Here is a 26,022-nt window from a genome sequence, read left to right as displayed (position 1 = left end):
TTCTCCTTAATCAACCACATGACCCGTTGTAAAATAACGAGCCAGTGCAGCAGTTGAAACAAAGCCCAGCATTGCAACCAATAATGCGCCTTCAAACATTGAGGTGCTTGCCCAATAAATGCCAAGAATGACAACTAAGCAGGTTGCATTTAAAAACAATGTATCCAATGCCAGTAATCGATCTACGATAGAAGGGCCCATCACCAAACGGACCAAACATAACAACATGGAGATGGTCACTGCGAGCAGGCAAATACCAAGTGCATAAGGTAAAATACTCATGAACGTGCTCCTCGTTGCAGGTCAAAGATTTCGATTAAAGGAACTTCATAGCGGGCTTTAATCGCTTGAATTTCTGCGTCTACATCATCACAACTTAGTGCATGAACCAAAATATCACCACGTTCTTGATCAATCCCAGCACTGACTGTACCTGGTGTGGTGGTAATGATCATCGCCAATAACGTATTGACATGTTCATGGTCGGTTTCCAAAGGAACTCGAAACCATTTCGGGGTGAGATTTTTGGTTGGGCCTAAGACTTGTTTAGCAACTTTGATATTACTGACGATGATGTCCCATAGCACCACAAAAAATAATTGAATGGCGCTTTTCCAATGAATATTGGGCGTATGAATGATAAAGGGTTGAATCAGTTTAGGAATGATTAATCCCAAACTGATTGCCACAACAAAATCAAAGCTTTCAGCACTATGGTTCAACATCAGCCAACTCATTGCCACAATCACCGACACAAAAGGATGCGGTAAAATACGAGCGAATAATGATTTATTTTGCATTTATTGCTCCATTGGCTTGAGTTGAGCATTTTCAACATGTTGTTGCTGTTCTTGTCCCTGAATTTGGCGTTGCTTAAATTCAGAGATATGTTCACCTTTTAGGGTTTCTGGGCTAATGATATAGGGAATATAGTGTGCATTTGGATCAACCATTTCACCATTGTATTTTGTTTCAGGTACATAGTGCGGATCGAAAGGTTGTACACTGATGGTTTCACCATGCCCATCCAATTTTAAAATACGCTGTTGATAAAGTGATGCATCAGAAACTTGCAGCGCTGTTTTTTCAACATAATTTAAAATTGGAGCAGCACAAACGACATAGACAATCAGTCCTGCCAATAGCAGGTAAACGCTTTTGTCATTGCGTGCAGGAGCTTGCTCGGGTAAGTCTTGATAGGCTGTATAAGCCTCTTCTTTCGGGTTGTCCTCAGGTGTCGTCGCTCGCCAAAATAGGATAAATCCGACTCGTGTAAATGCCAGAATACTTAAAAAACTCACAATCAAGATAATCGCAATAATCCAGCCTTGTGCAGCCAAGTTTGCAGTTGCCTGTAAGATTAAGACTTTGCCTAAAAAACCACTAAATGGCGGTAAACCTGCCATCATCAAAGCGATAAGGAAGAATGTCATGGCAATGACTTTGTCTTGCTTCATCTTTGGTGCGACTTTGAGGTGATCTTTCATTGCACCACGTTGTGAAGTAATCCAACCACAGAGCAAATAGAACGAAGCGGCAATGATGGTACTGTGAACAAGATAATACAATCCAGCAGCCCATGCTGGTGTGTTAAACATGGCAATGGCAACTAAAATCGTTCCGACTGAGGATAACACCATAAAGCCAACAAAGCGGCGTAAGCGTTCAGCTGCGAGTGCACCGATCACACCATATAATGATGTGATTAAACCAATTGGCAATAAGTAGTTGCTAAAGATCGTTTGTCCAAGCTGATCATTAAAGACAGTACCATTGACCCGTAAAATTGCATACACACCCACTTTGGTCATGATGGTGAAAATAGCAGCAACAGGTGTCGCGGCAACAGCATAGGTTTTTGGCAACCAGAAACCCACAGGTAACATGGCTGCTTTGATGCCAAATACAACAAATAGAAGCAAACCACCTGCTATAGCAAGACGATGTTGATCATGTTCCAAGGTCGGTAATAAACGACCAACATCGGCCATGTTCAAACTGCCCACACTGCCATAAATCATACCTAAACCGATGAGGAATAGGGCAGAAGCCAGTAAGTTGATGGTGACGTAGTGAATACCTAATTGGAAACGGGCTTTGCCTTGACCATGTAACAGCAAGACATAAGATGCCATCAGTAATATTTCAAAGAATACAAATAGGTTAAATAAGTCACCTGTTAAGAATGCACCAGTCAGACCCATTAAAAGAAGATGGAACATGGCATGAAAATAACGCCCACGTTCATCCCATTCTTTGCTGGCAAACCACAATACAGGCGCGGCAAGTGTGTAGGTGAGAACCAGCATTAATGCGGATAAACGATCCAGTACCAAGACAATCCCAAATGGTGCAGACCATTCAGCAAGTTGATAAACAAAGATTTTCCCGGTATTGGCTTGAATCAGGTAAGCAATCGCAGTGGCGAGTCCAAGCATAACCGAGATTAAGCTAATACCACGGCGCCAAGGTTGTCGCCAATCATGTTTTAAAGCGCCTGAACCAGGATTGCCTAATAAAATCAGCATAAAGCCTGTAAATGCAGGAATTAAAATACTCAGGATTGGAGAATGAGCATACCAAAAATCTAAAAAGCTGGTCATTATGGCTCATCCTCACGTGGGTCAAAATTACTCGGTTCCTCTTTGGTGTCTACATGGTCTGTCCCAGACTCATAACGACTGCGTAATGCCAATTGAACGATAAAAGCAGTCGTTGCAAAGCCAATGACAATTGCGGTTAGCACTAAAGCTTGAGGCAAAGGGTCAGTGACTTTGCTGGCTTGGGTTAAAATCGCAGGTGAACTGATTTGTATTCTTCCCATCGAAAACAGGAAGATATTGACTGCATAGCCAATCATGGCTAATCCAAGAACGACTGGAAAGGTACGTGCACGAAGAATCAGATAAATTCCTGAGGCAACCAATAATCCAATCGCAGATGCAATTAAAAATTCTAAACTGATCATGCATTACTCCTTGGGTACTGGACCAGACATGCTTGAATGTCTAGAGTCGCCTAAAACAGAAATGAGTAACATGGCTGCACCAACAACCGTGACGTATACGCCAAGGTCAAATCCGGCAGCAGAGGCCAAATGGAATTTGCCAAATAGTCCTGATTCTACATAAATATGTGCACTGGTGAGAAATGGACGTGCCCAGAACCATGAAGCAAGACCTGAAATCCCAGCAATGATCAGCCCTAAACCAATCCAAATTTCATATAAACGACCAGATTGAGCACGCAGCATTTTTTCAGCCTGATCTTGTCCAATCGCAATATATTGAATCACCAAGGCCATGGAGGTAATTAAGCCTGCAATAAAGCCACCACCTGGATAATTATGTCCTCGCAGGAAAATATACAGACTTACCACAAGTGCGATCGGTAGTACCCATGAAGCCGTCATACGGAACATCAGCGGCGATGGATTGAAACGATAGCTCAGACCTTGAGTGATCGTGGTGCCATGAGCACGCATCCCATCCATCATGCACAGCGCACCAATGGCTGCGATACCCAATACTGCTATTTCACCAAAGGTATCGAAACCACGGAAATCAACCAGAATGACATTGACGATGTTTGAGCCACCGCCTAAAGGAATTGACTGCTGAACAAAGAACCATGAAATCGAATTATGATCACGTGTCATGATCAACCAGGTAATCCAACCAATACCAATACCACCACCAATTGCAATGACTGCATCACGCCAACGACGGGTTTGGCTGGACTCATAAGGGGTCAATTGAGGCAGCAGTGATAAACTCATCAACAATAGAACTGTTGTGACAACATCCACAGTAATTTGTGTCAGTGCTAAGTCTGGCGCAGAGAGTGTGATGAAAATCATTGTCACGACCAAACCAATTGCACCACTAATCAGCACCGCTTTGATACGTTCATGGTGGAACCACAGCATCATCCAGCAGGCGGAGAACAATAACAGCCATAACACGATTGCAGTAAAGGGTGCATGTGTGAGTTCACGTGTTCCTGTAGTTAAATTTTGGTTGATCAATGGCGTGGCAACCACAGCAATACTTAAGGCCAAAATCCACAATAAATAATTTTGTAATGAGCCAGTTTCAGTTTTTTTCTTAATTTTGCGTGAAATCAGCAGGAGATTTTTAAGGAAATCTTCAAATAATAATTTGCCTTGGAAACGACCTAAGTGTGGATCAAGATCAATTTCACGAATTCGCCCGCCTTTGGCCAATGCGAAATAAAAAATCACACCACCAATTAAGGCAATTGCACTCATCAGTAACGGTAAATTAAAACCATGCCAGATGGCTAAATGAACCCCTTCAAAACTGGCAATTTGTGTTGATGCGCGTGTTCCGGCATTGACAATGTTTTCAACCAGCAGTGCAGGAATGATTCCGACTAAAATACATAAAGTTGCCAATATGATTGCTGGAATTCGCATACCGATTGGCGGCTCATGGGCATTTTTATTAGGAACATCACGCCCTACATCACCATCAAAAAATACACCATGTACCAGACGAACTGAGTAAGCAACCGCAAATAAACCTGCCAATGTCGCAACAATTGCTGCCAACACAACATAACCACCAGATAAGTTTGCCAATAGCTCAGTAAAGAACATTTCTTTTGAGATAAAGCCATTGGTCAAAGGTACACCCGCCATACTTGCAGCGGTAATCATGGTTAATGTTGCTGTAAATGGAAGAAGTTGCCAAAGCCCACTTAACTTTCTTAAATCCCGTGTACCAGATTCATGGTCAATAATCCCAGCGAGCATAAATAATGCCGCTTTAAAGGTTGCATGATTGATAATATGGAAAACTGCAGCAGCCACGGCTAAAGGTGAGCCTATACCCAAAAGGCACATGATCAAGCCTAAATGACTGATGGTTGAATAAGCCAGTAAGCCTTTTAAATCTTCTTTAAAGATTGCAAAAAATGCTGCCATACATAAGGTCAGCAGACCAATTGTGGTGACAAGATTATGGAACAATGCCGAGCCAACAAAAATTGGCAGTAAGCGTGCAACCAGAAAAATCCCTGCTTTTACCATAGTTGCTGAATGCAGATAGGCGGAGACAGGGGTTGGTGCTGCCATGGCATTGGGTAGCCAGAAATGGAAGGGGAATTGCGCACTTTTAGTAAACGCACCCAATAAAATCAACAATAAAGCGGGAACAAATAAACCACTATTTTGAATTGTACTCGCCATCATGGTGAGTTGGTCAATTTGATAGGTTCCTGCGATTTGACCAATCAGAATAAAGCCACCCAGCATGGCTAAGCCACCCATACCAGTGATGGTCAGCGCCATCCGTGCACCACGTTGCGCGGCGTCGTAGTTACTCCAATAGCCTACTAACAAGAATGATGAAATACTGGTTAGTTCCCAAAAAACCAATAAAATAATTAAGTTATTCGATAAGGAAATACCCAACATTGCGGCCATAAACAGCATCAACAATGCATAGAGCTTACTGAGAGAATTTTTCGGGTTTAAATAATAATAGGCATAGATATAAATCAGTGTGCCGATCCCCGTGATCAGCAATGAAAAAATTAAACTTAAAGCATCTAATCGGAAACTAAAATCAATACCAATTTGAGGTAGCCATTGCCACTGCTCTAAAACGGCTTGTCCACTTAATACTGTTTTCGCTTGAGTCAGTAGCAGGATAAAACTGCTTAAACTGACCCCGATTGCCCCTAAAGCTGTTACCCCGCGAGAGAATTGCTTCAGCCACAGAACAACGATAGTGCCAAGTATTAATGGTAAAAGAATAATAATCGGAAGCACACGCGTATCCATTGTCGTGAATAGGTCGTGAAACCTATGTGAATCTTATCTTTCAAGGATTTGAGGAATGCAAGGAACAGTCCAATAACTTAAATCTTGAAAGCCGAATTAAATTAGTAATTAAAAAATGAGTTGTGTTGCGCAACTTGAGAAAGCGATTAGAAAATCAATTTGCATTGAAAAATCTAATTTAAATTGATTTTTTCATCTTATTACATGAGTAGAATAACATCAATTTATTTTGTCGTTTTTTACGCAAACATTTGTAATTATACGCTTCATGTGGCTTTTTGCTGCTTGAAAATCATGCGGTAACCATCAATCTAGTGTGTTTGGAATTTTATAGAACAATGAATATGAACGTGAATATATTCATGATTTGAGAATGGAGTATAAAAGACAGTGTTTCACAATTGATGATCATTCACTGTCTGCTATTGATGGGTGTAGGCTGAGTTATTTCTATAATAAGAACTTATGTGACGTTTGGTCATCACCAGACTGTATTAAACGTTTTAATTCGGTCTTTTGTTCTTCACTGAGGTGTTTAAACTGCTCAAAAAGCTGTTGAACATTTACTGGTAGATTGGGTTCGGGTTCAAGCAAATCCTGTTCAGCGCTTTTGGGAACTTCTTTGAGCAAGTTTGCATAAATATCTTGGTATTCTTGCCACACTTTATTGTTCTGAATTTCATAAAGCTTTTTATTGTCCAGTTTAAAACATTGATATTCGTCGGCTTGCTCAAGCAGCTCTTCATGACTGGCTGTGGCAATGATCTGTAAACGAGGAAAGGCTTGATTTAAACGATCGAGAATTAACTGAAGGCCAAATTGGTCTAAATCAACATCAATTTGATCAATCAGTAAGATGCCTTCACCTTCTTCACAAGGATAAAGACTTAAAGGATTGAGTATGCACATACGACGCACCAAATCACCGACTAAGGCCAGCCAATTTTTAACCGTATTTGACAGTTGTGAGTAAGTCAGACTTTGATTTTTATAAGTGACCATCAGTTGTAATTTGGGCTGATACTCTAAATAGAGATCTGTGACTTCAGGAAGGACAATATTCAAGCTTTGCTTTAAGGCTTTTAAGCTGGGTGCATGTAACTGAGCACGGGCTTGAAATAAAATACTTTGAAAATCCTCATCACTTTGATTTGAAGATTCCTTTTGCGCTAAAACACTTTGAAAAAGTTGCGCGATTTGTGCATTTTCGATATCACTGATTTCTCGAAACCATTCGAAAAATCGTGCAAAGGTGGTATATGGAATCGGTACTAATTCATAGGCATTGTGCGCTTGTAAAATAATGGGATTATTTTTATTAAGAATATTCACTTCATTTACAAATCGTTCAGCAGGGTAGTAGGCAATTAAAGGTAAGCCTTGAACAGGGTCTTTTTTGAGCACCAGATTATAACGTTCTACCAACTGTTCGAGTTGTACTAAGTCAACTTTGCTCAGACCAACACCAGAACTATTTAAGGTTTTATATAATTGCCAATGACAAGTTTGCGGATCTTGTTCTGCTGTTGCAGTGCTTTCTGCGAGTTGACCAAACTCTATTGGGAATTTGATTTTAACATCTATTTTGGATTGCACTCGATCTAACATAATGTCTTGGTCGAGCATCACCACACCAGGTGTGCGCAAATCTTTTAGACGTGCAGGAAACCAAGTCAAAGCTTGGTAAATATTTTTAATAATTGCCGTTTTTCCACTGGCTTGTTCACCAACAATTAAACTGATTGGTTTGTTTTTATAATTAAAGTCTATTTTTAAATCAGCAAAATGGTATGTATGGCGAAAATGAATTGCTGCTAGTTTCATAGGATACCTTAAAATTGACGGACAGCATAAAAAGCTGTTGATATTTTCACCTTGCGATTTTTTCGCTAATACAGATGAACTGCTCAAAACCCTTATGCTGTTGCTTTATTTTTAAATGGCGCTTTTACTTTCAATTGTTGCACGAGATCATAGATGTGATGAATATTTAAGCTAACCTTCGCCCGTGTACAGGCAACATATAACAGTCTTAATTCTTCATCGCTGATTTTATGTTCTAAACCGTTTATTTTAAATTGGTAATCATCTTCGATATGTACACGATTCCATTCTAGCCCTTTGGCCTTATGTGCAGTTGAAATCACATAATCAGCTTGCTCTATTGGGGTTATTTTAGCAAGTGCTTTTTTGAGCGGTTCCGTACCGTGATCGTCAACTAATTTGACTAAGGGTTTGATGTCACTACCGTCATTGGTTTCACAGTATTCATGTACATCATGCCAAGAGTTAAACCAAGCCAGTTCAGGCACATCCACAACACGTTTGCCTTGTTTAAGCAAACTTGCCGCATCAACAAAACGGTTGAGTTTTGCATGATCGGCTTGTAGTCCAACTTTATCGCCTTGCACGAGACCAGAAAGAAGCAACTCCATTGCACGTGCATTGGTGCGACATAAAATCGCATCACGTATTTTGGTATGTGGTTTATTGACCACACTCGATTTCATTTCAGGGTTGCCCAATAAAGGCACAGTTTCATCCAATGCACCGAGCAAATGATTGGCTATATCTGCAATCGCATCACCAAAACGGAATGAAGTGGTTAAACGAGATTCAGGGAGTGGCATTTGTTGCATGGCATTGACCGCACCACGCCATGCGTAAATTTGTTGATGTGCATCACCCACATAAATCACTTGGGTATTACGCTGACGCAATAAAATACCAAGCATTAATGGATCAGCATCTTGTGCTTCATCAAAGAGCACATAATCTGCTGGAATAAATGGATCTGATAATGCCCAGAGTTTTAAATAAATATCATGCCCTATGCCTGCTTGATGATTGGTATCAATCGACTCTAACCAACGTCTTTCTACAGCAGGGTAAAGATGTTTTTGTAAAGACTCGATATCATCTGCATGCAGCCAACTTGGTGCTTGGATATGACGTGGTGCTGGGTATTGTGAGCTGGTCGAGCAGAAATAGCTTACAGCATTGGCAACTAAACTCGCCAAACGACTGGGCATTAGCACATATTTTTCATAACGCCCGCCCATTAAACGTCTAAGCGTAATCGGTTCGAGACGATATTCTTTGGCAATAAAACTGGGACTTAAACGCGGCAGACGTAATTTATCGGTTACTCCACGCGACACACTACGAAAAGCCAAAGAGTGGAAGGTGCGACAATCTACATTTTGATGAAATTTATTCTGTGCTTCTGTGGCAATTGCCTTATTAAAGGCCAAATACATCCCACGGCGCTCCGTCATCGCATCACTGATTAACTGCAAAGTCGTGGTTTTACCTGTGCCAGCATAGGCAATCACTTTAAATGATTGTCCTTTTTTCGCTTCTGCGATTGCAAAGCTTTGCTCAGATGTGGGTGTAAAAGAATAAGGCACAGTATTTATAAAATCTTATTAGCTTGAAAATTCAATATGGGACAGAGTATAGCAAAAATTGCTCAGCACTAGGGTGAAATCTAACAAGATGTTATTTAAACGACTATGCTAAGAATCTGTGGAGCGTATCCTGATCATTTTTATCATAATATGAGGTATTGGGGCTTTTGTCTTTAAAATGACTTAAAAGTGAAACTAGATTGTCATAACTGCTTTCTAAACTGAGCACGGGAAAATTCTAAAACATATTCGGATAAAGTTATGACAAATTCAGCCAGCCGACATACACGCCGTGAAGTGCTTACTTGGTTAGCCAGCATTCCATTTCTTCCACTTGGGGCAATGGCAACTTCAGCCACACTTGCAGGTTGTAATGATGATGATAAAAATACTGCAGTTAAACCACCGATCAATCCAGCTAAATTAAAATCTGCAACATTTATACCAATGGATGCACCGACAGTTGTTGCAGCAATGGCTACTACAACATGTACTTCAAAACTTTCGATTAATTGGGATGATGGTAGCTCAACTACTTATCAACTGGGATATAAGCCATTCTTCTTAACAGGTACTGAAGTTCCAGATGGTAAAGGTGGTAAAGTTATAGCAGGTGGTTATTATGATATTAAAAACCAACCCATTATCGATAGATCTGTAGCAGGCAAAGAGCGCCAATTTTTCTCTGACTGTCCAGATGGTAGTTCTCTAATCAGTTTTAAACAAGCAACTGGCAAAGACTTTACCGATGCCGATAAAAAAGCTTTGGGTGTAACAGGAAATCCAGTATTCCATGTGGTTCAATTTGAATACCTTACTAAAGATCAAGCAGGCGGAGATACTTACGGTAAGTTGTCATCACCAATTGCAGTCCTTACTCTAGATCAAGATCCTAAAACAGGTCATTTAACTTTAATTAAATACCACAATGTAGATACGTCTAGTGCACATGGTCTATGGATTACGTGTGGTGCGAGTTTATCACCTTGGGGAACACATCTTTCAAGTGAAGAATACGAGCCAGATGCATTTAATCAGGGATTAGGTCAATCAGCAGCGACACTTAAAGCATTCAGTAAAAATATATATGGTGATGAGACCTCTGCAAATCCATATAACTATGGGCATTTGCCTGAAATTACAGTAAAAGCTGATGGTACAGGTTTAGTGAAAAAGCATTACTGCCTAGGTCGTATTTCACATGAGTTGGTACAAGTATTTGCGGATAATCGTACAGTACTTATGGGTGATGACTATACCAATGGTGGTTTGTTTATGTTTGTTGCAGATAAGGAAAAAGATTTATCTGCGGGAACACTGTATGTTGCAAAATACACAACGCAATTAACCGATACAACATCGGGTAAAATTTCTTGGATTAAACTCGGTCACGCAACCAGTGCAGAGATTGAAAACTTGATTAAAAGTGGTATTAAATCCACTGATATTTTTGATTCAAAATTACAGATTGCAAAATATCCAACAGATGCTACGGCTGATGAAAAACAAGCGATTGATGCTTCAAAACCAACTGCTGACCAAAAATTATTGGCAGATGCAGCAAAAGCTCGTTTGAAAACGCAACAGACCAACCAAAAAGCAGAATTGGAAGCTCAAGGTTTTAAATTTACTTATTTAAGTAAAACAGGTGTTTATCTGAAATTGAAAGATAACTCTGATAAAACTAAACTTGCAGCAGCATTCCTTGAAACACATCGCTATGCTGCTTTTGTTGGTGCATCGATGGCATTGACGAAAAATGAAGGAACAACAGTAAATACCACAGATAAAAAAGCTTACTCTGCTTTAGCAAACATTGTTGACTCAATGGTTGAAGGCGGTAGTGGTTATCTTGCTGAGCACAATGTGAAGTTTCCTAAAATTACCGCTGGTGGTATTTTAGAGCATAAATTGTCTGGCGGACAAATCGACAGCACAAATGTAGCAATTAATAGTGAATGGGTTCCAAGTGAATCAAGCGTATTGCTTAAAGGAAAAGACATCAGTTTTGATAGTTTCGGGAATACTGCAGATCCATCACAAATTGCTAGTCCTGATAACTTGAAGTTCTCTGAAAAGTTACGCGTGTTATTTATTGGTGAAGACTCAGGTAATCATTTGAATAATTACTTGTGGGCTTATAATGTAGATACGAAGAAATTGGATCGTGTTTTATCTGCACCAGCAGGCGCGGAATCAACAGGTTTACATGCTGTTGATGAAGTAAATGGTTGGACATATATCATGAGCAACTTCCAGCATCCAGGTGATGAATGGTATCGCTTCTATAAAGATAATGAAGATGGTTCACGTAACGGTTTAAGTAAAGACATGCTTGCTCAACTTGATGCAGCGATTAACACCAACTATAACAACAAGTTCGCAGCGGCTGTTGGTTATATTACGGCAGACCCAATTGCACCTTCGGTTGAGAAAAAATCTTCTTAATTTCGATTTTGAATAAAAAAAGCAGCGATATTCCGCTGCTTTTTTTATAAATGCCAAATTAATGATCTCGATTGGCTTTTTCAACTAAGCCAGAAAGCCCTTGACGGCGTGCAAGCTCGTTGAGTACCAATTGCACGTCCAACTCAAAATAACCAAGCATCACAATGGTATGGAACCATAGATCTGCAACTTCATAAATCAGATCATTTTTATGATCTTCACACGCTTCAGATTTAAAATCTTTAGCAGCAATGATGGTTTCAATACTTTCTTCACCAATTTTCTCTAAGATTTTATTTAAACCTTTATGGTAAAGCTTTGCCACATAAGAAGAATCTGGATCAGCTGCTTTACGTTCAGCCATCATTTTGCCTAAATAACCCAAGACTTCGACTTGTTCAGCCTGCGCATTGGAGCTATTCATGGCAATAGTATGCGAATTCGATGAAGGTTTTTCACCGTATATTGCATTTGGATCTTTTAATTGTGCATCGACAATTTCCCAACCCGTTGCAGTGAGCTTGCGATAGAAGCAAGACTCTCGACCTGTATGGCAGGCGATTCCACCATGCTGTTCAATTTGTAAGACGATGACATCTGCATCACAGTCTAAACGGATTTCATAAACGGTTTGAAAATGGCCAGACTCTTCGCCTTTAAACCATAATTTATTTCGTGAACGAGAAAAATAAACGCCCTGCATTTTTTCAGCAGTCAGTTGTAATGCTTCACGGTTCATCCATGCCACCATCAAAATACGTCCAGTTTGATGATGCTGTGCAATAGCAGGAATAAGTCCTTGTTCGTTAAATTTTACTTCATCGAGCCATTGCAGATTGTTCATAGGATTTCACCAAGTTATAAAAAGAAAGAGCGCTACGTTGACATGGTAGCGGTTGTATAGTGTACGTTATTTCCAGCATTTTAGGAAAATATTGATTATGGATTGAGTCGAGATTAAAACGCTTGTCCACACTTTAAAATTACAGAATGGGTAACTTGAGTGCACATTATTTTTCTCTTACCAAGGATGATCGAGCAATATCTTCATACTTCATTTGGGTAAACATACCTGATTTTAATCCCGACACAGTGATTGCAATTTCTTTACGGAAATAAGGGATACGGTACATCCAAGAGAAGCTTAGATCCCGTAAACCACCTGCCCACCAAAGATCAGACTGGTATAGGGGCGTGAGTAAACGGCTTAAAAATTGATAGAATGCAGATGAGCTTTTACGATGTTGGTGATAGCACTGCCATAGCTTTGCATAATCGATTGTTTGATTGTCTCGGGCAACTTGAACTGCTTGTCCCAAAGCCCATGCATCTAAAAGCGCCATATTTGCACCTTGTCCAAGTTGTGGGCTCATGGCATGGGCAGCGTCTCCAATGATACCGATACGTCCTTGACCAAATTTAGACAGCACTACATCACGATAATGGGCAGAAAGCCATTGTTGTTTTTCTTCAGGATTGGCGATTACTTGTTCTAACCATTCAGCTGCGGGCTTCCAGCGTTTGGATAGCACTTTTAACCACTCAGCACGGGCTTGTTGATGAGGCAAAAAATTTCCAAGCTGATCGGTTGGAAGACTCCAGAAGATACTGGAAAGTCGTTGCTTGGGCTGAGTGGGAATTGCGCCTGTAGGTAAGATTCCCATCATGATCTTAGAGCGATCATAAAATTGATGCAAAATTTGAGTATCAAGCTGCAAACATTCAGGCACAATGGTCCATTTCGCGCCCCAAGGGTAAGCTTGATCGATTTTAACCCATTCGATCGGTCTTAACTGGCTTCGCGCACCATTGGCAACAATAACGCTATCAAAGACTTCCTCAAAAGACTCACCATTGACCTGACCGAAAACTCGGATTTCATCTGCTGATTCTTTAAGTTTTTCAATATCGGCATTCATGTGCCAAGTGATCAGCTCAGGAAATTCATGGCATTTATTTTGCAAAACATGACATAAGCTTGCTCGATGGATACCTAAACCATAAAAATCGGGATGGGCTTGGGCATAATGACTATCTACCAGTTTAAAGCCATTGGCGAGTTGTCCCTCTAAGCCTGTGACCATTGCACCAAGTTTAACCGCATCATCAAGCACACCTAAGTGCTCAAAAACTGCAAGTCCAGACGGTTGAAGCAATAAGCCAGCACCGACAGGTTCAAGCTTAGATACTTTCTCAAAAATAGTAACCTGAATATTTTGTTGTGCGAGTAAAATTGCTGCAGCAAGCCCTGCTGTTCCTGCACCGACGATGGCAAATTTTGGCGTTTTAGTTTGATTCATTATTAGAGTAAGTGCTTTGAATGATTTAAATTTAACAAAAAGCAGGGAATTAACAAGCACTAATTTGAATCAAGCTCTTTATTCCCTGATTGATCTTAGCCAAGAATCAACGCCTATAGACCAGGCCAGACACGGATTAAATTCAGTACAAAAATACATGATTTAAAGCTTGAGCCATGACTGGCTCATTTCTCAGGCTGATATCTCAAGTCATCGAGAATACTGTTGTGATGTATTTAAGTTGTTGAAAATCATATTTATTCACCGTTAGATGAGGTAGTCAATGGGGGAGAATAATTATAAATCTAGCATCACTTCAGCAAAATTTTGTTTCTCCAGCATTTCTAAAAATTCATCACCTAGTCGCTGACTTTCTGCCACAGACTGCTTCCATAATTGTTTTCGCTTCTGATCATCCAGACCTTTCATCACAAAATCTTTGCGATCTGGTAACCGTCCTAAAGGCAAAGATTTTAAATAGTCTTGAGAAGGCGAGATCAGTAAAGTCCGTGCTTGGTTTGCAGGATTGGCTGTGCGAGATTTAAACATTTTGTCAAACCAGCCTGGGATGATACTGTCGGCAAAATGTGGATATAAAACAATCCCTTTACTCTCAAAAGGCAAATCGATGTGATAGTCGATCAAACCACCATCTCGATACGCGCCTTGTGGCGCATCGGCAATATTTTTTACCGCAGGTGTAACTGCCGGAATCGAACCTGAGGCCATCAACCAATCCGCAACATTGTGCTGATTAAAATTTAAATAATGGGTTTTAAAAGCATCATCCTGAATTTTAAATTGTGGGAACTGAGCAGGTTGACAAATGACTCGCTGCATAAATTTATTCAGATGGTTTCTTGAAATTGCATTACTGCCGATAATACCGAGTAAGGAGCTATACAGTGCAAGCTTTTGATCACTTTGAAATAAATGTTCTGCTTTGGCTGCGATAATCGTAAGGTGATATTCGGGATGTTCGACCAATTTTTGGCTGTGTTGGTCTAAAATGCTGTACAGCATCTCGCGAGATATTTTTTCAATCTCTGCAATGGTCATCTTTTTATGAAAGGGCAAGTTGATATATAACTCTGCCAAACGCTCAGGACCGAGTTGTTCACCTTGCGCTAAAATTCCAGCAAAGCGCCATGCACCAACAGATGAACCAATTAAAAAACGTCGTTGTTTGGCACGCTGTAGAAAATCACCGAAAATCGCCTGATCCAAGCCCATTAAACCAATGCCTTTGGGGCCGCCAGCTGCGCCGGGAATCATATCGACTTGATGTGCAGATAAGCCTTCTTGTTGTATGTGTTGTTTGGCGAGTGAGCCTGCACGTAAGGTGATTGCTGCAGGGCGTTTTTGTAGAATTTGGGTCATGATTTCACTCACTCAAACGAATATTTTTATTTTAGAGTGCGTGATAGATTGAACAATGGCGAGAGCTGTCACTCGGTGACTTAGCAGTCATAGACAAAAAAGCCTATTCATTGAATAGGCTGAATCACTTTATTTGGCAATCCGCCAAACTGCTAAAACAGTGGCCAAGACAATCAAAACAATTGAAATATACCACGGTGCAATGATTGCAATAGAGAGCAAAATCGCCATGATGCTGCCGAAAATCCAGCTACGTTTTTGTTGCTGTTCCACTTCTAAACGCATCATTTGCAACTCATGCAGTTGTTTTGCATGCCATGCAGATTGATTTTTTAAACCATTTAAGCTGTCAACCATCAAGGTTGGGAAATCCTGTGCGCCTAAAAGTAAGTCAGGAATTTTCTGTCCTAACTCTTTTAAGTTTTTCTGAGGATTCATTTGTGCTTTTACCCATTCGGTGAGAATCGGTTTTGCCAGTTTCCAAATGTCGAGTTCAGGATATAAATCGGTACCTAAACCTTCCACATGTACTAGTGTTTTGAGTAATAACATCAATTGTGGTGGAATTTCTAAATGGAAACGACGCGCAATGTCCATGACTTGAATCAAGATACCTGCAAAGTCCAATTCATGCATCGGTTTGGACACCATTGGTCCAACAGTGCGACGCATTTCACGGGATAGCGCATCTTGATCGGTACCCGGTGGAATCCAGCCCGCCTGATGCACAATTTGAATCAGTTGTAAGAAGTCGCTGTTCATGACCGCAAGTAACATACGTGCAACGGTCATCTGATCTTGTTTAGATAGCTCACCCATAATTGCACAGTCAAGGGCAATATAACGAGGGTGGCTTGGATTTAATGTTTCAACAAATACGTTGCCGGGATGCATGTCGGCATGGAAGAAATTGTCACGAAATACTTGCGTAAAGAAAATCGTTAAACCCTTTTCAGCAAGATCTTTACGATCCATTCCGAGCTTTTCAAAGGTTTCAATATCTGAAATGGGAACGCCTGTGATCCGCTCAGCAACCATAACATCTTTGCTGTCCATATAGACTTCAGGCACATACATCATGCTTGAACCCGTGAAGTAATGACGCATACGACGGGTATTGTCTGCTTCTAGTGTAAGATCCAGTTCATTTAAGATCACTTGACGATAATTCTGGATGATTTCAGACAAATGCACTGCACGAGCTGCTTCAAGCCGTTTTTCTAAGCTTGCTCCTAGCCATTGCAGAATTTCAAAATCCTGTAGAATCTGACTGCGAATATCTGGACGAGTGACTTTCACCACCACTTCACGACCATCATGGAGCGCAGCAGTATGGACTTGTGCAATAGATGCAGCAGCCAAAGGTTGTTCATCAAAACGGGCAAAAATTGTAGAAATATTGGCTTTCAGCGATTGTTCAATACGCGCTTTTGCAATATTGACCTCGAAGGGTTTAACCCGATCTTGTAATAAAACCAATTGCTGTAAAATTTCAGGTGGAATTAAATCACGACGCGTGGAAAGTAATTGCCCCAGCTTAATTGCTAAAGGCCCCATTTCTTCTAATGCTTCTTTAAGCTTGAGTGGGTTTTTACGTTCTTTGCTTGACCATGCCGCAGGGTGTAAGCGAATTAAAGCTAAAGCATGCCGAGCTTTTTCAGGTAATTCTTCCGCAGGGACCAGTGTGTCGAGTCTATAGTGCGCGGCGATGCGCCAAAGTTCGAATAAACGGGCAATATGCGGAATCATATATTAAATTACCTGATCTTGATTTTGAGTAAAGTGAGATTGAAGTTGCTGAATTTTTGCTTCAAGTCGGTCAATATTTTGGTTCAGTTGACGGGTATCTTGTTGCAGATCATCCATTTGCCAACGCGGAGCCAATACACCCGTATCTTCTTTTAAAAAGTCTTCTACAAAAAATAAATGACTTTGCAGTGAGCGTTTGAGATGCTTTGGCGCCAGTTGGATTTTGCCAATTTCATGCGCGAGTGCAGGACCAATCCACGGGCTAAGCTGGGCTGCTAAATCAGGCTCAAGCTGTTGGATAATATTTTGAATATCCTGTAACAGGTGATAATCACCTTGTAGGGGAATATTGCCAATATCATTCGCAACAAATAATTTAGCCAATTCAACAACATTCTTTACATGTAATGTTGCTGTGGCTTCTGCAATCGCAACATTTTTGTCAAAAGGACGTTGTTCAAAAATTGAAGGTGTTTCGCTTTTACCAGTCACAGTCGGTTCAAGACGGATTTTATTTTGATCAAAGTAAACATCGACAGAAAGCTGAGGCGTATCCATCACGACACGTAACAGTTTGCCTTGTAACTGATTAAATTGGATGCGGGTAATTGCATCCAAATTAATAAACTGATTGATTAATCGTTCAACTGCACCGAGTGCCAGAATTGACCACATAATTCAACCTTGCTTGTTATATCTTGGGGAAATTACAGTTTAAAGCCACGGTGTACCGCCACAATACCACCGGTTAAATTGTGGTAATCACAGTTTTGGAAACCAGCATTTTCCATCATACCTTTTAAGGTACGTTGGTCTGGATGCATACGAATAGATTCGGCCAAATACTTATAACTTTCTGCATCATTGGCAACAACTTTGCCCATAAATGGTAAAGCCGTGAAAGAATAGAAGTCATATAGCTTTGAAAATGGTTCAAATACTGGTTTTGAGAACTCAAGGATCAGTAAACGACCACCTGGCTTTAATACACGATACATCGCTTGGAGTGCAGCATCTTTATCAGTCACATTACGTAGACCAAAACTAATAGTGAGCAAGTCAAAACTATTGTCTGCAAATGGCTCTAAGGTTTCAGCATTGGCCAATACAAAATCAACATTGGTACAGCCAGCATCAATTAAACGATCACGACCAACATTCAACATGGATTCGTTAATATCGGATAAAACCACATGACCTGTCGGGCCAACTTCACGGCTGAAAACTTTGGCTAAGTCACCTGTACCGCCTGCAATATCAAGCACGTGCTGACCACGACGTACACCTGACATATTGATCGCAAATCGCTTCCAGAGGCGGTGAATACCGAATGACATTAAATCATTCATAATGTCGTATTTACTTGCGACAGAATGGAAGACTTCAGCGACTTTTTGCGCTTTTTCTTCACTATTAACAGTTTTGTAGCCGAAATGCGTAGTTGCGCCAACATTACCTGTATTGGCACCACGGGGGAGGTTGTATTTTGGCACAGTCCCAGAAACTGGCGTATCTACCAGTTGTTGCTGCAAGGACTGTTGTTGACCTTGTGGAGTACCCTGCGGTAATGGTTCTGTTAGAAATGGACTCACTTTGTCTGTATTCGTTGCCGTTTCAGCAGGGGCTGTAGGCTTTTGGTTTTCATTCGACATTTGAGTCACTCCTGAACACAAAAATGGGAAATTTTATATTGCTCTGCATAATGACAGATTCTGCATAATTTTGCAGTCCTCATCATGAAATTGTTATGAATAATATACAAAAACCGATCTTAGAGATCGGTTTGATACAGCCAAAAATTAAATTAATCCTGAAATGGATTGGGATCTCCAGCATGCACTTTTTCGACAATATCACGTTCTTTTAGGGTAAATGCATGGATAAAATCAGCTGCGGATTTCATCGGTTTCATCGCAATAAAACCTTCGCCAATAAAGTCATACATCAATTCAAATTTATATTTGATTGCAGTGCCTTTACACATTTTAAATGCAGTATGCATAATAAATGAGCGCATGTATTTGTCTAGTGCACCACCCAAATCATCCAATAAACCCAGCTGTTGTTGACGGGCTTCTGCTTGATCTAATTTCAGTAAGGTCAGTCGCATCATTTCATCATCAATCACTTGGTCAACAGGGTAATCCTTAAGTAATTGTGCCGCGACTTGCTCATCAAGTTGCATGGCAAGTACCGCCAATCCAACAGATTTTAAACCGGTCTTAATGGCATTTTCAGGGAGAATTTTTTCTGCTTTGTGGGCATATTTTAATAAACGTTCAATTTGTATCGCCAAATCATCAAATTCAGGCCCACCATATAAGCGGTTGATAAAATATTTTGCCATCAATTGATTTTCTTTTTTATTAAACAGCGCATGATGAGTGTTTTCAATACGCATTTTTAACCAGTCCTGCGCTTCATGCAGGCGTTTTTCTAGAATTGGGTCAGTGTGATAACTCAATTGTTGATATTGTTCTAAAAGCTGATCAAGTGCAGCAAGTTTTGACATATAAAAACTCTAGATTTCGTTTAGCAACAGCATAAAGGCAGTTGCTGCGTATCACTATGACAAAAGTTAAAAAACAATAGAGAAATATGGTCAGTGGATTTTTAAATAGCCAATATCAAAGATTTTATACAGAAAATAATATAACTCTGTTTTAGGGAATGGGTATACTCAATTGAAGTTTCAGACCATAGAGAAGCAGATGATTGAAGAACAATTAGCGTTTGCGTTGCGTGATGAAGAAGAGTTATCCGTTGATCTGATTGAGGCACAATATGCCTTAAAGAATTCTAAAGATAAAAATAATGCCAAAAGCTTGGTCATTTTAGTCAGTGGTATCGAGCTTGCGGGGAAAGGGGAAGCGGTTAAACAATTACGTGAATGGGTTGATCCTCGTTACTTACGGGTTAAAGCAGATCCAGCCAGCTTATTTAGCAGTAAACAAAGTTTTTGGCAGCCTTATGCACGGCACATTCCATCAGAAGGGCAAATTCAGCTGTTTTTTGGCAATTGGTACAGTGACTTATTGTCAACAGCGATGCATGTTTCTAAACCTTTAGATGAAACCTTGTTCGATACCTATATTGAAAATATGCGTGCTTATGAACAAGACCTAAAAAATAATCATGTTGATGTGATTAAAATCTGGTTTGATCTACCGTGGAAAAGCTTACAAAAGCGTTTAGATTCAATGGATGCGTCTGAACAGCGTTGGCATAAGTTAATGGGTTTGGATTGGCGGAATAAAAAACAATACGACATTGTGCAAAAATTACGTCAACGGTTTACCGATGATTGGTATGTGATTGATTGCGAAGATTGTGTTGCACGAGATCAACAATTTGCTCAGTATATTTTGCAAGCATTAAAGCAGTTGCCTCGACATAAAACAGCAGTGAGAACCAAGTGGAAACAGGCGACTGTACCTGAGTCGTTATTGCAACCTGCTACAGAAGAACTGGATAAAGATCAATATAAAGCTGAATTAAAGAAATTAACCAAAAAAGTATCGGAAGCGCTACGCAATGATTCACGCAATGTCATCATTACCTTTGAAGGCATGGATGCAGCAGGTAAGGGTGGGGCAATCAAGCGGATTGTAAAAAATCTTGATCCGCGTGAATACGAGATTTATACCATTGCTGCACCAGAACAGTATGAATTGCGCCGACCCTATTTATGGCGTTTTTGGACCAAGATTCAACCTGAGGAAAAGATCAGCATTTTTGATCGTACTTGGTATGGTCGAGTATTGGTTGAACGTATTGAAGGCTTTGCCAAGCCTGCGGAATGGCAACGTGCCTATGATGAAATTAATCGCTTTGAAAAAGATTTAACGGATAATCAAACCGTGTTAGTTAAATTCTGGTTGGCAATTAGCAAAGATGAACAAGAAGCACGTTTTAAAGCACGTGAACAAACACCGCATAAACGCTTTAAAATTACCCCTGATGACTGGCGAAATCGTGGACATTGGGACGATTATTTAAATGCGGCTGCGGATATGTTTGAACGAACCGATACTGAGTATGCACCGTGGCATGTGGTTGCGACCAATGATAAGTACACGGCACGTATTCAAATCCTTAAAACGATTTTAAAGCAGTTAAAAGCGGATTAGACATGATCAGGCGTTGGTTCCTATGAGAACATTACACAAGATTTTGCTCGATCATAAACAGCACTTAACTCAGCCGAGTGAAAAGTTAGTTCAGCAGTTGATTCGAAAACTAGACAATGATTCATATTTACCTGATGGTAAAAATGTTCATAAATTACACCTACTTTCTACCAGTGAAGTAGATAAGTTTTTACTCAATTGTTTAGCTAAATATCAACTGAGCAATGAACTTTATGATTTAAGCAATCATGATATCGGAAGTTTAAGAGCCGTCTGGGCTGTATTGAGTTTCTCTAAAAATCCTGAAGTCATTCAATATTTTGATGATTTTATTTTAGAAAATATTCGTCATCAGCCTGCGTATTTAGCAAATCTTTTTGAAATTTTTAATTTCTTGGAGGCGCCTCATCCTTCTGTTGAGCAAATTCGACAGTATTATGATCAACGCTTGCCCGAGTTGCCTGCTTATCAATTATTGAAGCGATTAGATATTCATCCAGTTGATCTATTCAATTGGTCAATTTCATTTATTTTAACAACCGATGGTGAATGGTTGACACCAAGAGAACTTACTGATGAAGAAAAGAACCGTCGTTATATATTAGAAATTAGATTAAATTCGCCTGAAGCATTGAATGATACTTATAGGGTCGAGATAATGAATGATTTTTCTTTAAAGAGAAAAAGGATCATTTTAAAACAAAGCGGTACATTTACAATTGATATCGATCAGATGAAATTTCCATCAGTGGATTTGTTGAATTTAAACCTGTTTTTGACGCATATAGAGCAATTTTTAAATATACAATTCAATTTCGAAAAGTTTGCATATCTATCTGTAACGAAAGGGATTCAACGTAAAAAAGTCGAGGCATGGATCAAAAACCGATTTGTAATTTAAAGGGTTATTTTTAAATAATGTTTTGTTAATGGAGAAAGCCTATTGCTTAAAATCTCCTAATCTAATGGATGCCCCAGAATTTTTTTAAGTAAAAATTTTAAAGCAATTTTTTCGGCGGGATTTAATGCAGCGAGGGTTAAGTCACTAATACTTGCAGCAATCGGAATCGCTTGTGAAAGCTCTTGAATACCCGATGGTGTAATATGAATCAACACCTTGCGTTTGTCATGTTGATCAGGATCTTGTGAAATAAAAAGCTTGTCTTTTAATCGCTGGATAATGCCACGAATGGTTGCTTGGTCGATACCAGTTTCCTCAACCAATTCTTTTTGCGAACATTCTTTTAATTTATTGATGGCATAAAGTACAGCGAACTGAACCGAAGTGAGGCGAGTTTCATCCAAACTTTGTTGAAAAATCGTTAAATGATGAAAGTAAGTCCGTCTAAGTAAATATCCCACTTGCTCTTCAATTACATATTCATCATTCATGTTTGACTTCTTTATCATGTGAGGAAAATTAGACCCGAAGATTTAAAATATTGAAGTTTTTTTTAAACTTTAACAGGGCCAGTATAAAAGGATTACATAAAAATAACGACCATAATGCTACTTGGTCGTTATTCTTTGGTTGGATATATTAAACATTTGATTTTAATAGTTAGTTTCTTCGCGTTAACTGAGCGCTATAGGAACGCCTTGATCAACAACCACTAAATCATCGAGTTTCACTGTACAGTTACGAAGTGGAATATCCATATGACATGGTGTCTTACGGCTACCACCTACTTCTGTGTTGGGTCCCGTTGAAAATAAAAAGTTACCATTAAAAGCACGTGCATCCATACACATGCCATCATTTTTATCATGCAAACCCATCGCTGTCCATTGTGCTCGAGGTTGTAAGCCCCAACCAATGTGTGAAATTCCATACACCTCTGGATCATTAAAATATTTCATATAATCACGGAGATATTCTGCTTCAAATCCACCATGAATTTGAGTAATTACCCCCTTTTCGATTTCTAAAGTGACTCTTTCACGGGCATAGGTTTTAAAGGGTAATAAAATATCACCAATATCTACAACCAAGATGCCTTCTGCCATATTTTCATTGGGCCAAGTGAATAAGAAACCACTCGGCCAGTGATCCCAGCGCCCAACTTCGTCAGCAAAGCCATATTCAGTTACAGCAGGGTATTGCCCAAGCGGAGCATAAAAATCTGTGCCTGCCTTTGAGCTCACATGCATACTTTTCGCTTTCTTTAAGTATTTTTCCGCAGTTTGAATCCGATGTTTGTCTTCTTGTGTGGGCAGCATACGAGCGAGAATTTCTGGGGGTTCCACGGCCAGTAAAATTCGTGTTCCTGTTTTTAAAATCTGTTCTTGTTCTGGTGAGTGCAGCAACATCATGGTGTCAATGATGAGGTCGACAGATTCAAGTGCTTGTTGCGCAGCAAAATTACCCGTTAACGCAGTATCTCCACAATAAGCAGTCATATCATTCCCCATGGCTTGGGGATGATTAAATGAAGGTAATTCTAAAATAAATACTTTGGCTTTTAACCGACATGCTGCATCAAGTGCGGCTTGAACGGTTTGTTGATGTGAATAATGACTTTTTAAAATCGCCACACTTTGTGTTTCATCGATTTTGGATAAGGTTAAAACATGCTCAAACATTTGGGTCAGTTCAGTGCTATTTACAGGCATGATGGTGCTCCTTTTTCATCGCTTTTTTTTGTATTTTTAAAGAGTATACACTTTGATAAGGTAAATTGTATATTTATTACATTATTGTAATTAAATTAATTATTAATAATAAACAAATACTTAATTTATTTTATGAGTTGAGATTTGTTTGAGAATTTAAAGTGTATAGACTTTAATATTGTCGTGGGGTATATCTATTAAAAGAAAAATTTGTTTGATGGAGTAAACAATGAATAAAGCAAAAAAAATTGCAGTGATTGGTGCAGGTCTTGGTGGCGCTTCAATGGGGCTGCTACTACAGAGAGCGGGTTTTGATGTTGATGTCTATGAACAAGCAGCAGAATTTTCTCGTTTAGGTGCTGGTATTCATATTGGCCCAAACATTATGAAAATCTTTCGAGAAATGGGTTTAGAGCAAGATTTGGAAGACATGGGATGTCATCCAACGCATTGGGTCAGCCGTGATGGAAATACTGCAGACTATATGTCCAATGTTGGTTTGACTGGATATGGGGCAACCTATATCACGATCCATCGTGGTGATATGCATGCCCGACAAATCGAAGCATTGCAGCAAGACAAATTACATTTTGCCAAGCGCTTAAGTGCTGTTACTCAAAAGCTAGATGGAGTAACGCTAAGCTTTGAGGATGGCACAGTAAGTGATGTTGATATTGTGATTGGTGCTGATGGGATTAACTCAAAAATTCGAGAAATCATTCTTGGGCCCGAAGCCCCTTTATACAGTGGTTGGGTTGCGCACCGTGCCATGATTAAAGGAGAACAATTAGAGAAATTAAAACAGCAATTTGACTTAGATGATTGTGTCAAATGGTGGTATGAGGATCGCCATATGATGGCCTATTACACCACCAAAGAACGTGATGAGTACTACTTTGTTACTGGTGTGCCTCATCCAGCATGGGATTTCCAAGGGCAAAGTTTTGTGCCTTGTTCAAAACAAGAATTATTTGAAACATTTAATGATTTTCATCCAACCATCTTAGCCATGATTGAAGCCAGTGAAGATATTACCAAGTGGCCATTAAACAATCGTAATCCATTACCAATATGGAGCAATGGCCGTATGGTGTTGCTTGGTGATGCTTGCCACCCCATGAAACCGCATATGGCACAAGGCGCAGGTATGGCGATTGAAGATGCCGCAATGCTCACGCGCTGTTTGCTGCAAACAGGGTTAGACCACTATCAGGAGGCGTTCAAATTATATGAACAAAACCGTAAACAACGTGCCAGTCGAGTGCAAGAAGTTTCCAATGCCAATACCTTCTTAAAAAGCCAAGAAGATCCAGCTTGGGTGTATGGATATGATGTATATGCACATGCATTAAATGAGGAGGAGGCCGTATGAGTCAATTCCTGTATGGGTCTAATGTAGCGATCAATCAAGTCCGCTTACATTATCTTCGTTATGGTGGGAGAGGGCATGCTTTGGTGTTGATCCCCGGGATTACCAGTCCTGCCATTACTTGGGGATTTGTAGCGGAAAAATTAGCACAATTTTTTGATGTCTATGTTTTGGATATTCGAGGCCGAGGGTTGTCTTCTTCGGGGGAGCATCTGCAATATGACACCGATACCTGTGCGCAAGATATTCTAGATTTTGTTAAAAAATTGGACTTGGCATCTTATTATTTGGTTGGGCACTCGATGGGCGCGCGTTTTGCAATTCGTTGTGCTGCGTTTGAGCCCAAGGGTTTGAAAAAAATTGTGCTGATTGATCCTCCTGTCTCAGGTCCAGGACGGCGTGTTTACCCGAGCCAATTATCTTGGTATGTCGACTCTATACAGCAATCTATTCAGGGGATGAATGCAGAAGACATGAAGCAATATTGCCCATCTTGGACTTTAGCGCAAAGACAATTGCGCGCAGAGTGGCTACATAGTTGTTATTTACCAGCCGTTATCAAGTCTTTTCATGATTTTCATCATGTTGATATTCATCAATATATCTCAAAAATTAAAGTACCAACTTTATTAATGGTGGCTGGTAAAGGCGATGTGATCTCGGCAGGCGATATTGCAGAAATCCAATTGCTTAATTCACAGATTTTGGTGAGCCGTGTGGAAAATGCAGGGCATATGATTCCTTGGGATGACTTAAATGGTTTCTTAGCTGGCTTTTCAGATTTTTTAGAACAGAGGCTTATTTAAGGAGAAAT

The 26,022-nt window shown here is 39.9% G+C and carries 21 protein-coding genes; 5 read left to right on the top strand and 16 right to left on the bottom strand.

Going from position 1 to position 26,022, the window contains the following annotated elements; genetic code table 11:
• Positions 1-6 precede the first annotated feature (6 nt).
• From ACZ5QH_RS21080 to ACZ5QH_RS21050, 7 genes are all read right to left on the bottom strand, one after another.
• Entirely contained in the window at positions 7-282 is a 276-nt protein-coding gene (locus ACZ5QH_RS21080) for a monovalent cation/H+ antiporter subunit F (RefSeq protein WP_004816687.1), read from the bottom strand.
• A complete protein-coding gene (locus ACZ5QH_RS21075) occupies positions 279-800 on the bottom strand; it encodes a Na+/H+ antiporter subunit E (RefSeq protein WP_303576624.1) in 522 nt (173 codons plus the stop codon). Before ACZ5QH_RS21075 ends, ACZ5QH_RS21080 begins: the two co-directional genes overlap by 4 nt.
• The gene (locus tag ACZ5QH_RS21070) at positions 801-2,603 is read right to left on the bottom strand and encodes a monovalent cation/H+ antiporter subunit D (RefSeq protein ID WP_262087194.1); all 1,803 of its coding nucleotides are present in this window, start codon (positions 2,601-2,603) and stop codon (positions 801-803) included.
• Positions 2,603-2,968, bottom strand: coding sequence for a Na+/H+ antiporter subunit C (locus ACZ5QH_RS21065; protein ID WP_004725457.1), 366 nt, complete (start codon positions 2,966-2,968; stop codon positions 2,603-2,605). The genes ACZ5QH_RS21070 and ACZ5QH_RS21065 overlap by 1 nt, the downstream gene beginning before the upstream one ends.
• A 3-nt stretch (positions 2,969-2,971) precedes the next feature.
• On the bottom strand, positions 2,972-5,809 hold the full coding sequence (locus ACZ5QH_RS21060; RefSeq protein WP_303576625.1) for a monovalent cation/H+ antiporter subunit A: 2,838 nt from the start codon (positions 5,807-5,809) through the stop codon (positions 2,972-2,974).
• A gap of 450 nt (positions 5,810-6,259) precedes the next feature.
• Positions 6,260-7,633, bottom strand: a complete 1,374-nt coding sequence (locus ACZ5QH_RS21055) for an ATP-binding protein (RefSeq protein WP_303576626.1) — start codon at positions 7,631-7,633, stop codon at positions 6,260-6,262.
• Between the two features lie 92 nt (positions 7,634-7,725).
• Positions 7,726-9,219 (bottom strand): UvrD-helicase domain-containing protein, encoded by a 1,494-nt coding sequence (locus tag ACZ5QH_RS21050; RefSeq protein WP_303576627.1) that lies wholly within the window; start codon positions 9,217-9,219, stop codon positions 7,726-7,728.
• A 261-nt stretch (positions 9,220-9,480) separates the two neighbouring features.
• Here ACZ5QH_RS21050 and ACZ5QH_RS21045 point away from each other — a divergent pair, with 261 nt between their 5' ends.
• Positions 9,481-11,667, top strand: a complete 2,187-nt coding sequence (locus tag ACZ5QH_RS21045; RefSeq protein WP_034615020.1) for a PhoX family protein — start codon at positions 9,481-9,483, stop codon at positions 11,665-11,667.
• A 58-nt stretch (positions 11,668-11,725) separates the two neighbouring features.
• Here the strand turns inward: ACZ5QH_RS21045 and hisIE are convergent, their stop codons facing one another.
• From hisIE to ACZ5QH_RS21010, 7 genes are all read right to left on the bottom strand, one after another.
• Positions 11,726-12,511: a bifunctional phosphoribosyl-AMP cyclohydrolase/phosphoribosyl-ATP diphosphatase HisIE gene (hisIE, locus tag ACZ5QH_RS21040; RefSeq protein WP_034615017.1), complete on the bottom strand. Its 786-nt coding sequence runs from the start codon at positions 12,509-12,511 to the stop codon at positions 11,726-11,728.
• 166 nt (positions 12,512-12,677) lie between these two features.
• Complete coding sequence (locus ACZ5QH_RS21035; protein ID WP_303576628.1) at positions 12,678-13,967, bottom strand: FAD-dependent oxidoreductase; 1,290 nt, start codon at positions 13,965-13,967, stop codon at positions 12,678-12,680.
• A 297-nt stretch (positions 13,968-14,264) separates the two neighbouring features.
• The gene (locus tag ACZ5QH_RS21030; RefSeq protein ID WP_034616390.1) at positions 14,265-15,347 is read right to left on the bottom strand and encodes a patatin-like phospholipase domain-containing protein; all 1,083 of its coding nucleotides are present in this window, start codon (positions 15,345-15,347) and stop codon (positions 14,265-14,267) included.
• A gap of 129 nt (positions 15,348-15,476) precedes the next feature.
• Entirely contained in the window at positions 15,477-17,096 is a 1,620-nt protein-coding gene (locus ACZ5QH_RS21025) for an ABC1 kinase family protein (protein ID WP_034616387.1), read from the bottom strand.
• A gap of 3 nt (positions 17,097-17,099) precedes the next feature.
• The gene (locus ACZ5QH_RS21020) at positions 17,100-17,771 is read right to left on the bottom strand and encodes a ubiquinone biosynthesis accessory factor UbiJ (protein ID WP_270383274.1); all 672 of its coding nucleotides are present in this window, start codon (positions 17,769-17,771) and stop codon (positions 17,100-17,102) included.
• A 32-nt stretch (positions 17,772-17,803) separates the two neighbouring features.
• Positions 17,804-18,748, bottom strand: a complete 945-nt coding sequence (gene ubiE, locus ACZ5QH_RS21015; RefSeq protein WP_004725476.1) for a bifunctional demethylmenaquinone methyltransferase/2-methoxy-6-polyprenyl-1,4-benzoquinol methylase UbiE — start codon at positions 18,746-18,748, stop codon at positions 17,804-17,806.
• 152 nt (positions 18,749-18,900) lie between these two features.
• The gene (locus tag ACZ5QH_RS21010) at positions 18,901-19,608 is read right to left on the bottom strand and encodes an FFLEELY motif protein (protein ID WP_303576629.1); all 708 of its coding nucleotides are present in this window, start codon (positions 19,606-19,608) and stop codon (positions 18,901-18,903) included.
• A 199-nt stretch (positions 19,609-19,807) separates the two neighbouring features.
• Between ACZ5QH_RS21010 and pap the strand changes: the two genes are divergently transcribed.
• Positions 19,808-21,226: a polyphosphate:AMP phosphotransferase gene (gene pap / locus ACZ5QH_RS21005; RefSeq protein WP_004725481.1), complete on the top strand. Its 1,419-nt coding sequence runs from the start codon at positions 19,808-19,810 to the stop codon at positions 21,224-21,226.
• Positions 21,227-21,248: 22 nt separating this feature from the next.
• Complete coding sequence (locus ACZ5QH_RS21000; protein WP_004816712.1) at positions 21,249-22,127, top strand: hypothetical protein; 879 nt, start codon at positions 21,249-21,251, stop codon at positions 22,125-22,127.
• Between the two features lie 56 nt (positions 22,128-22,183).
• On the opposite strand, the gene ACZ5QH_RS20995 is transcribed toward ACZ5QH_RS21000, so the two are convergent.
• Positions 22,184-22,618 (bottom strand): MarR family winged helix-turn-helix transcriptional regulator, encoded by a 435-nt coding sequence (locus ACZ5QH_RS20995; protein ID WP_004725483.1) that lies wholly within the window; start codon positions 22,616-22,618, stop codon positions 22,184-22,186.
• A gap of 183 nt (positions 22,619-22,801) precedes the next feature.
• Entirely contained in the window at positions 22,802-23,839 is a 1,038-nt protein-coding gene (locus ACZ5QH_RS20990) for a 2,5-dihydroxypyridine 5,6-dioxygenase (protein ID WP_303576630.1), read from the bottom strand.
• A gap of 229 nt (positions 23,840-24,068) precedes the next feature.
• On the opposite strand from ACZ5QH_RS20990, the gene ACZ5QH_RS20985 reads away from it, so the two are divergent.
• Positions 24,069-25,211: an FAD-dependent monooxygenase gene (locus tag ACZ5QH_RS20985; RefSeq protein ID WP_096735265.1), complete on the top strand. Its 1,143-nt coding sequence runs from the start codon at positions 24,069-24,071 to the stop codon at positions 25,209-25,211.
• A complete protein-coding gene (locus ACZ5QH_RS20980) occupies positions 25,208-26,014 on the top strand; it encodes an alpha/beta fold hydrolase (protein WP_303576631.1) in 807 nt (268 codons plus the stop codon). Before ACZ5QH_RS20985 ends, ACZ5QH_RS20980 begins: the two co-directional genes overlap by 4 nt.
• The last annotated feature ends 8 nt before the right edge of the window (positions 26,015-26,022 follow it).

Source organism: Acinetobacter sp. Ac8 (genome assembly GCF_055392545.1).
Note: the sequence above shows the minus strand (reverse complement) of the source record. Positions and strands in the feature narration are given on the sequence as shown.

Coding starts and splice junctions, on each gene's coding strand:
- ACZ5QH_RS21080 (WP_004816687.1), bottom strand. CDS start 282: ATGAGTATTTTACCTTATGCACTTGGTATTTGCCTGCTCGCAGTGACC.
- ACZ5QH_RS21075 (WP_303576624.1), bottom strand. CDS start 800: ATGCAAAATAAATCATTATTCGCTCGTATTTTACCGCATCCTTTTGTG.
- ACZ5QH_RS21070 (WP_262087194.1), bottom strand. CDS start 2,603: ATGACCAGCTTTTTAGATTTTTGGTATGCTCATTCTCCAATCCTGAGT.
- ACZ5QH_RS21065 (WP_004725457.1), bottom strand. CDS start 2,968: ATGATCAGTTTAGAATTTTTAATTGCATCTGCGATTGGATTATTGGTT.
- ACZ5QH_RS21060 (WP_303576625.1), bottom strand. CDS start 5,809: ATGGATACGCGTGTGCTTCCGATTATTATTCTTTTACCATTAATACTT.
- ACZ5QH_RS21055 (WP_303576626.1), bottom strand. CDS start 7,633: ATGAAACTAGCAGCAATTCATTTTCGCCATACATACCATTTTGCTGAT.
- ACZ5QH_RS21045 (WP_034615020.1), top strand. CDS start 9,481: ATGACAAATTCAGCCAGCCGACATACACGCCGTGAAGTGCTTACTTGG.
- hisIE (WP_034615017.1), bottom strand. CDS start 12,511: ATGAACAATCTGCAATGGCTCGATGAAGTAAAATTTAACGAACAAGGA.
- ACZ5QH_RS21035 (WP_303576628.1), bottom strand. CDS start 13,967: ATGAATCAAACTAAAACGCCAAAATTTGCCATCGTCGGTGCAGGAACA.
- ACZ5QH_RS21030 (WP_034616390.1), bottom strand. CDS start 15,347: ATGACCCAAATTCTACAAAAACGCCCTGCAGCAATCACCTTACGTGCA.
- ACZ5QH_RS21025 (WP_034616387.1), bottom strand. CDS start 17,096: ATGATTCCGCATATTGCCCGTTTATTCGAACTTTGGCGCATCGCCGCG.
- ACZ5QH_RS21020 (WP_270383274.1), bottom strand. CDS start 17,771: ATGTGGTCAATTCTGGCACTCGGTGCAGTTGAACGATTAATCAATCAG.
- ubiE (WP_004725476.1), bottom strand. CDS start 18,748: ATGTCGAATGAAAACCAAAAGCCTACAGCCCCTGCTGAAACGGCAACG.
- ACZ5QH_RS21010 (WP_303576629.1), bottom strand. CDS start 19,608: ATGTCAAAACTTGCTGCACTTGATCAGCTTTTAGAACAATATCAACAA.
- pap (WP_004725481.1), top strand. CDS start 19,808: ATGATTGAAGAACAATTAGCGTTTGCGTTGCGTGATGAAGAAGAGTTA.
- ACZ5QH_RS21000 (WP_004816712.1), top strand. CDS start 21,249: ATGAGAACATTACACAAGATTTTGCTCGATCATAAACAGCACTTAACT.
- ACZ5QH_RS20995 (WP_004725483.1), bottom strand. CDS start 22,618: ATGAATGATGAATATGTAATTGAAGAGCAAGTGGGATATTTACTTAGA.
- ACZ5QH_RS20990 (WP_303576630.1), bottom strand. CDS start 23,839: ATGCCTGTAAATAGCACTGAACTGACCCAAATGTTTGAGCATGTTTTA.
- ACZ5QH_RS20985 (WP_096735265.1), top strand. CDS start 24,069: ATGAATAAAGCAAAAAAAATTGCAGTGATTGGTGCAGGTCTTGGTGGC.
- ACZ5QH_RS20980 (WP_303576631.1), top strand. CDS start 25,208: ATGAGTCAATTCCTGTATGGGTCTAATGTAGCGATCAATCAAGTCCGC.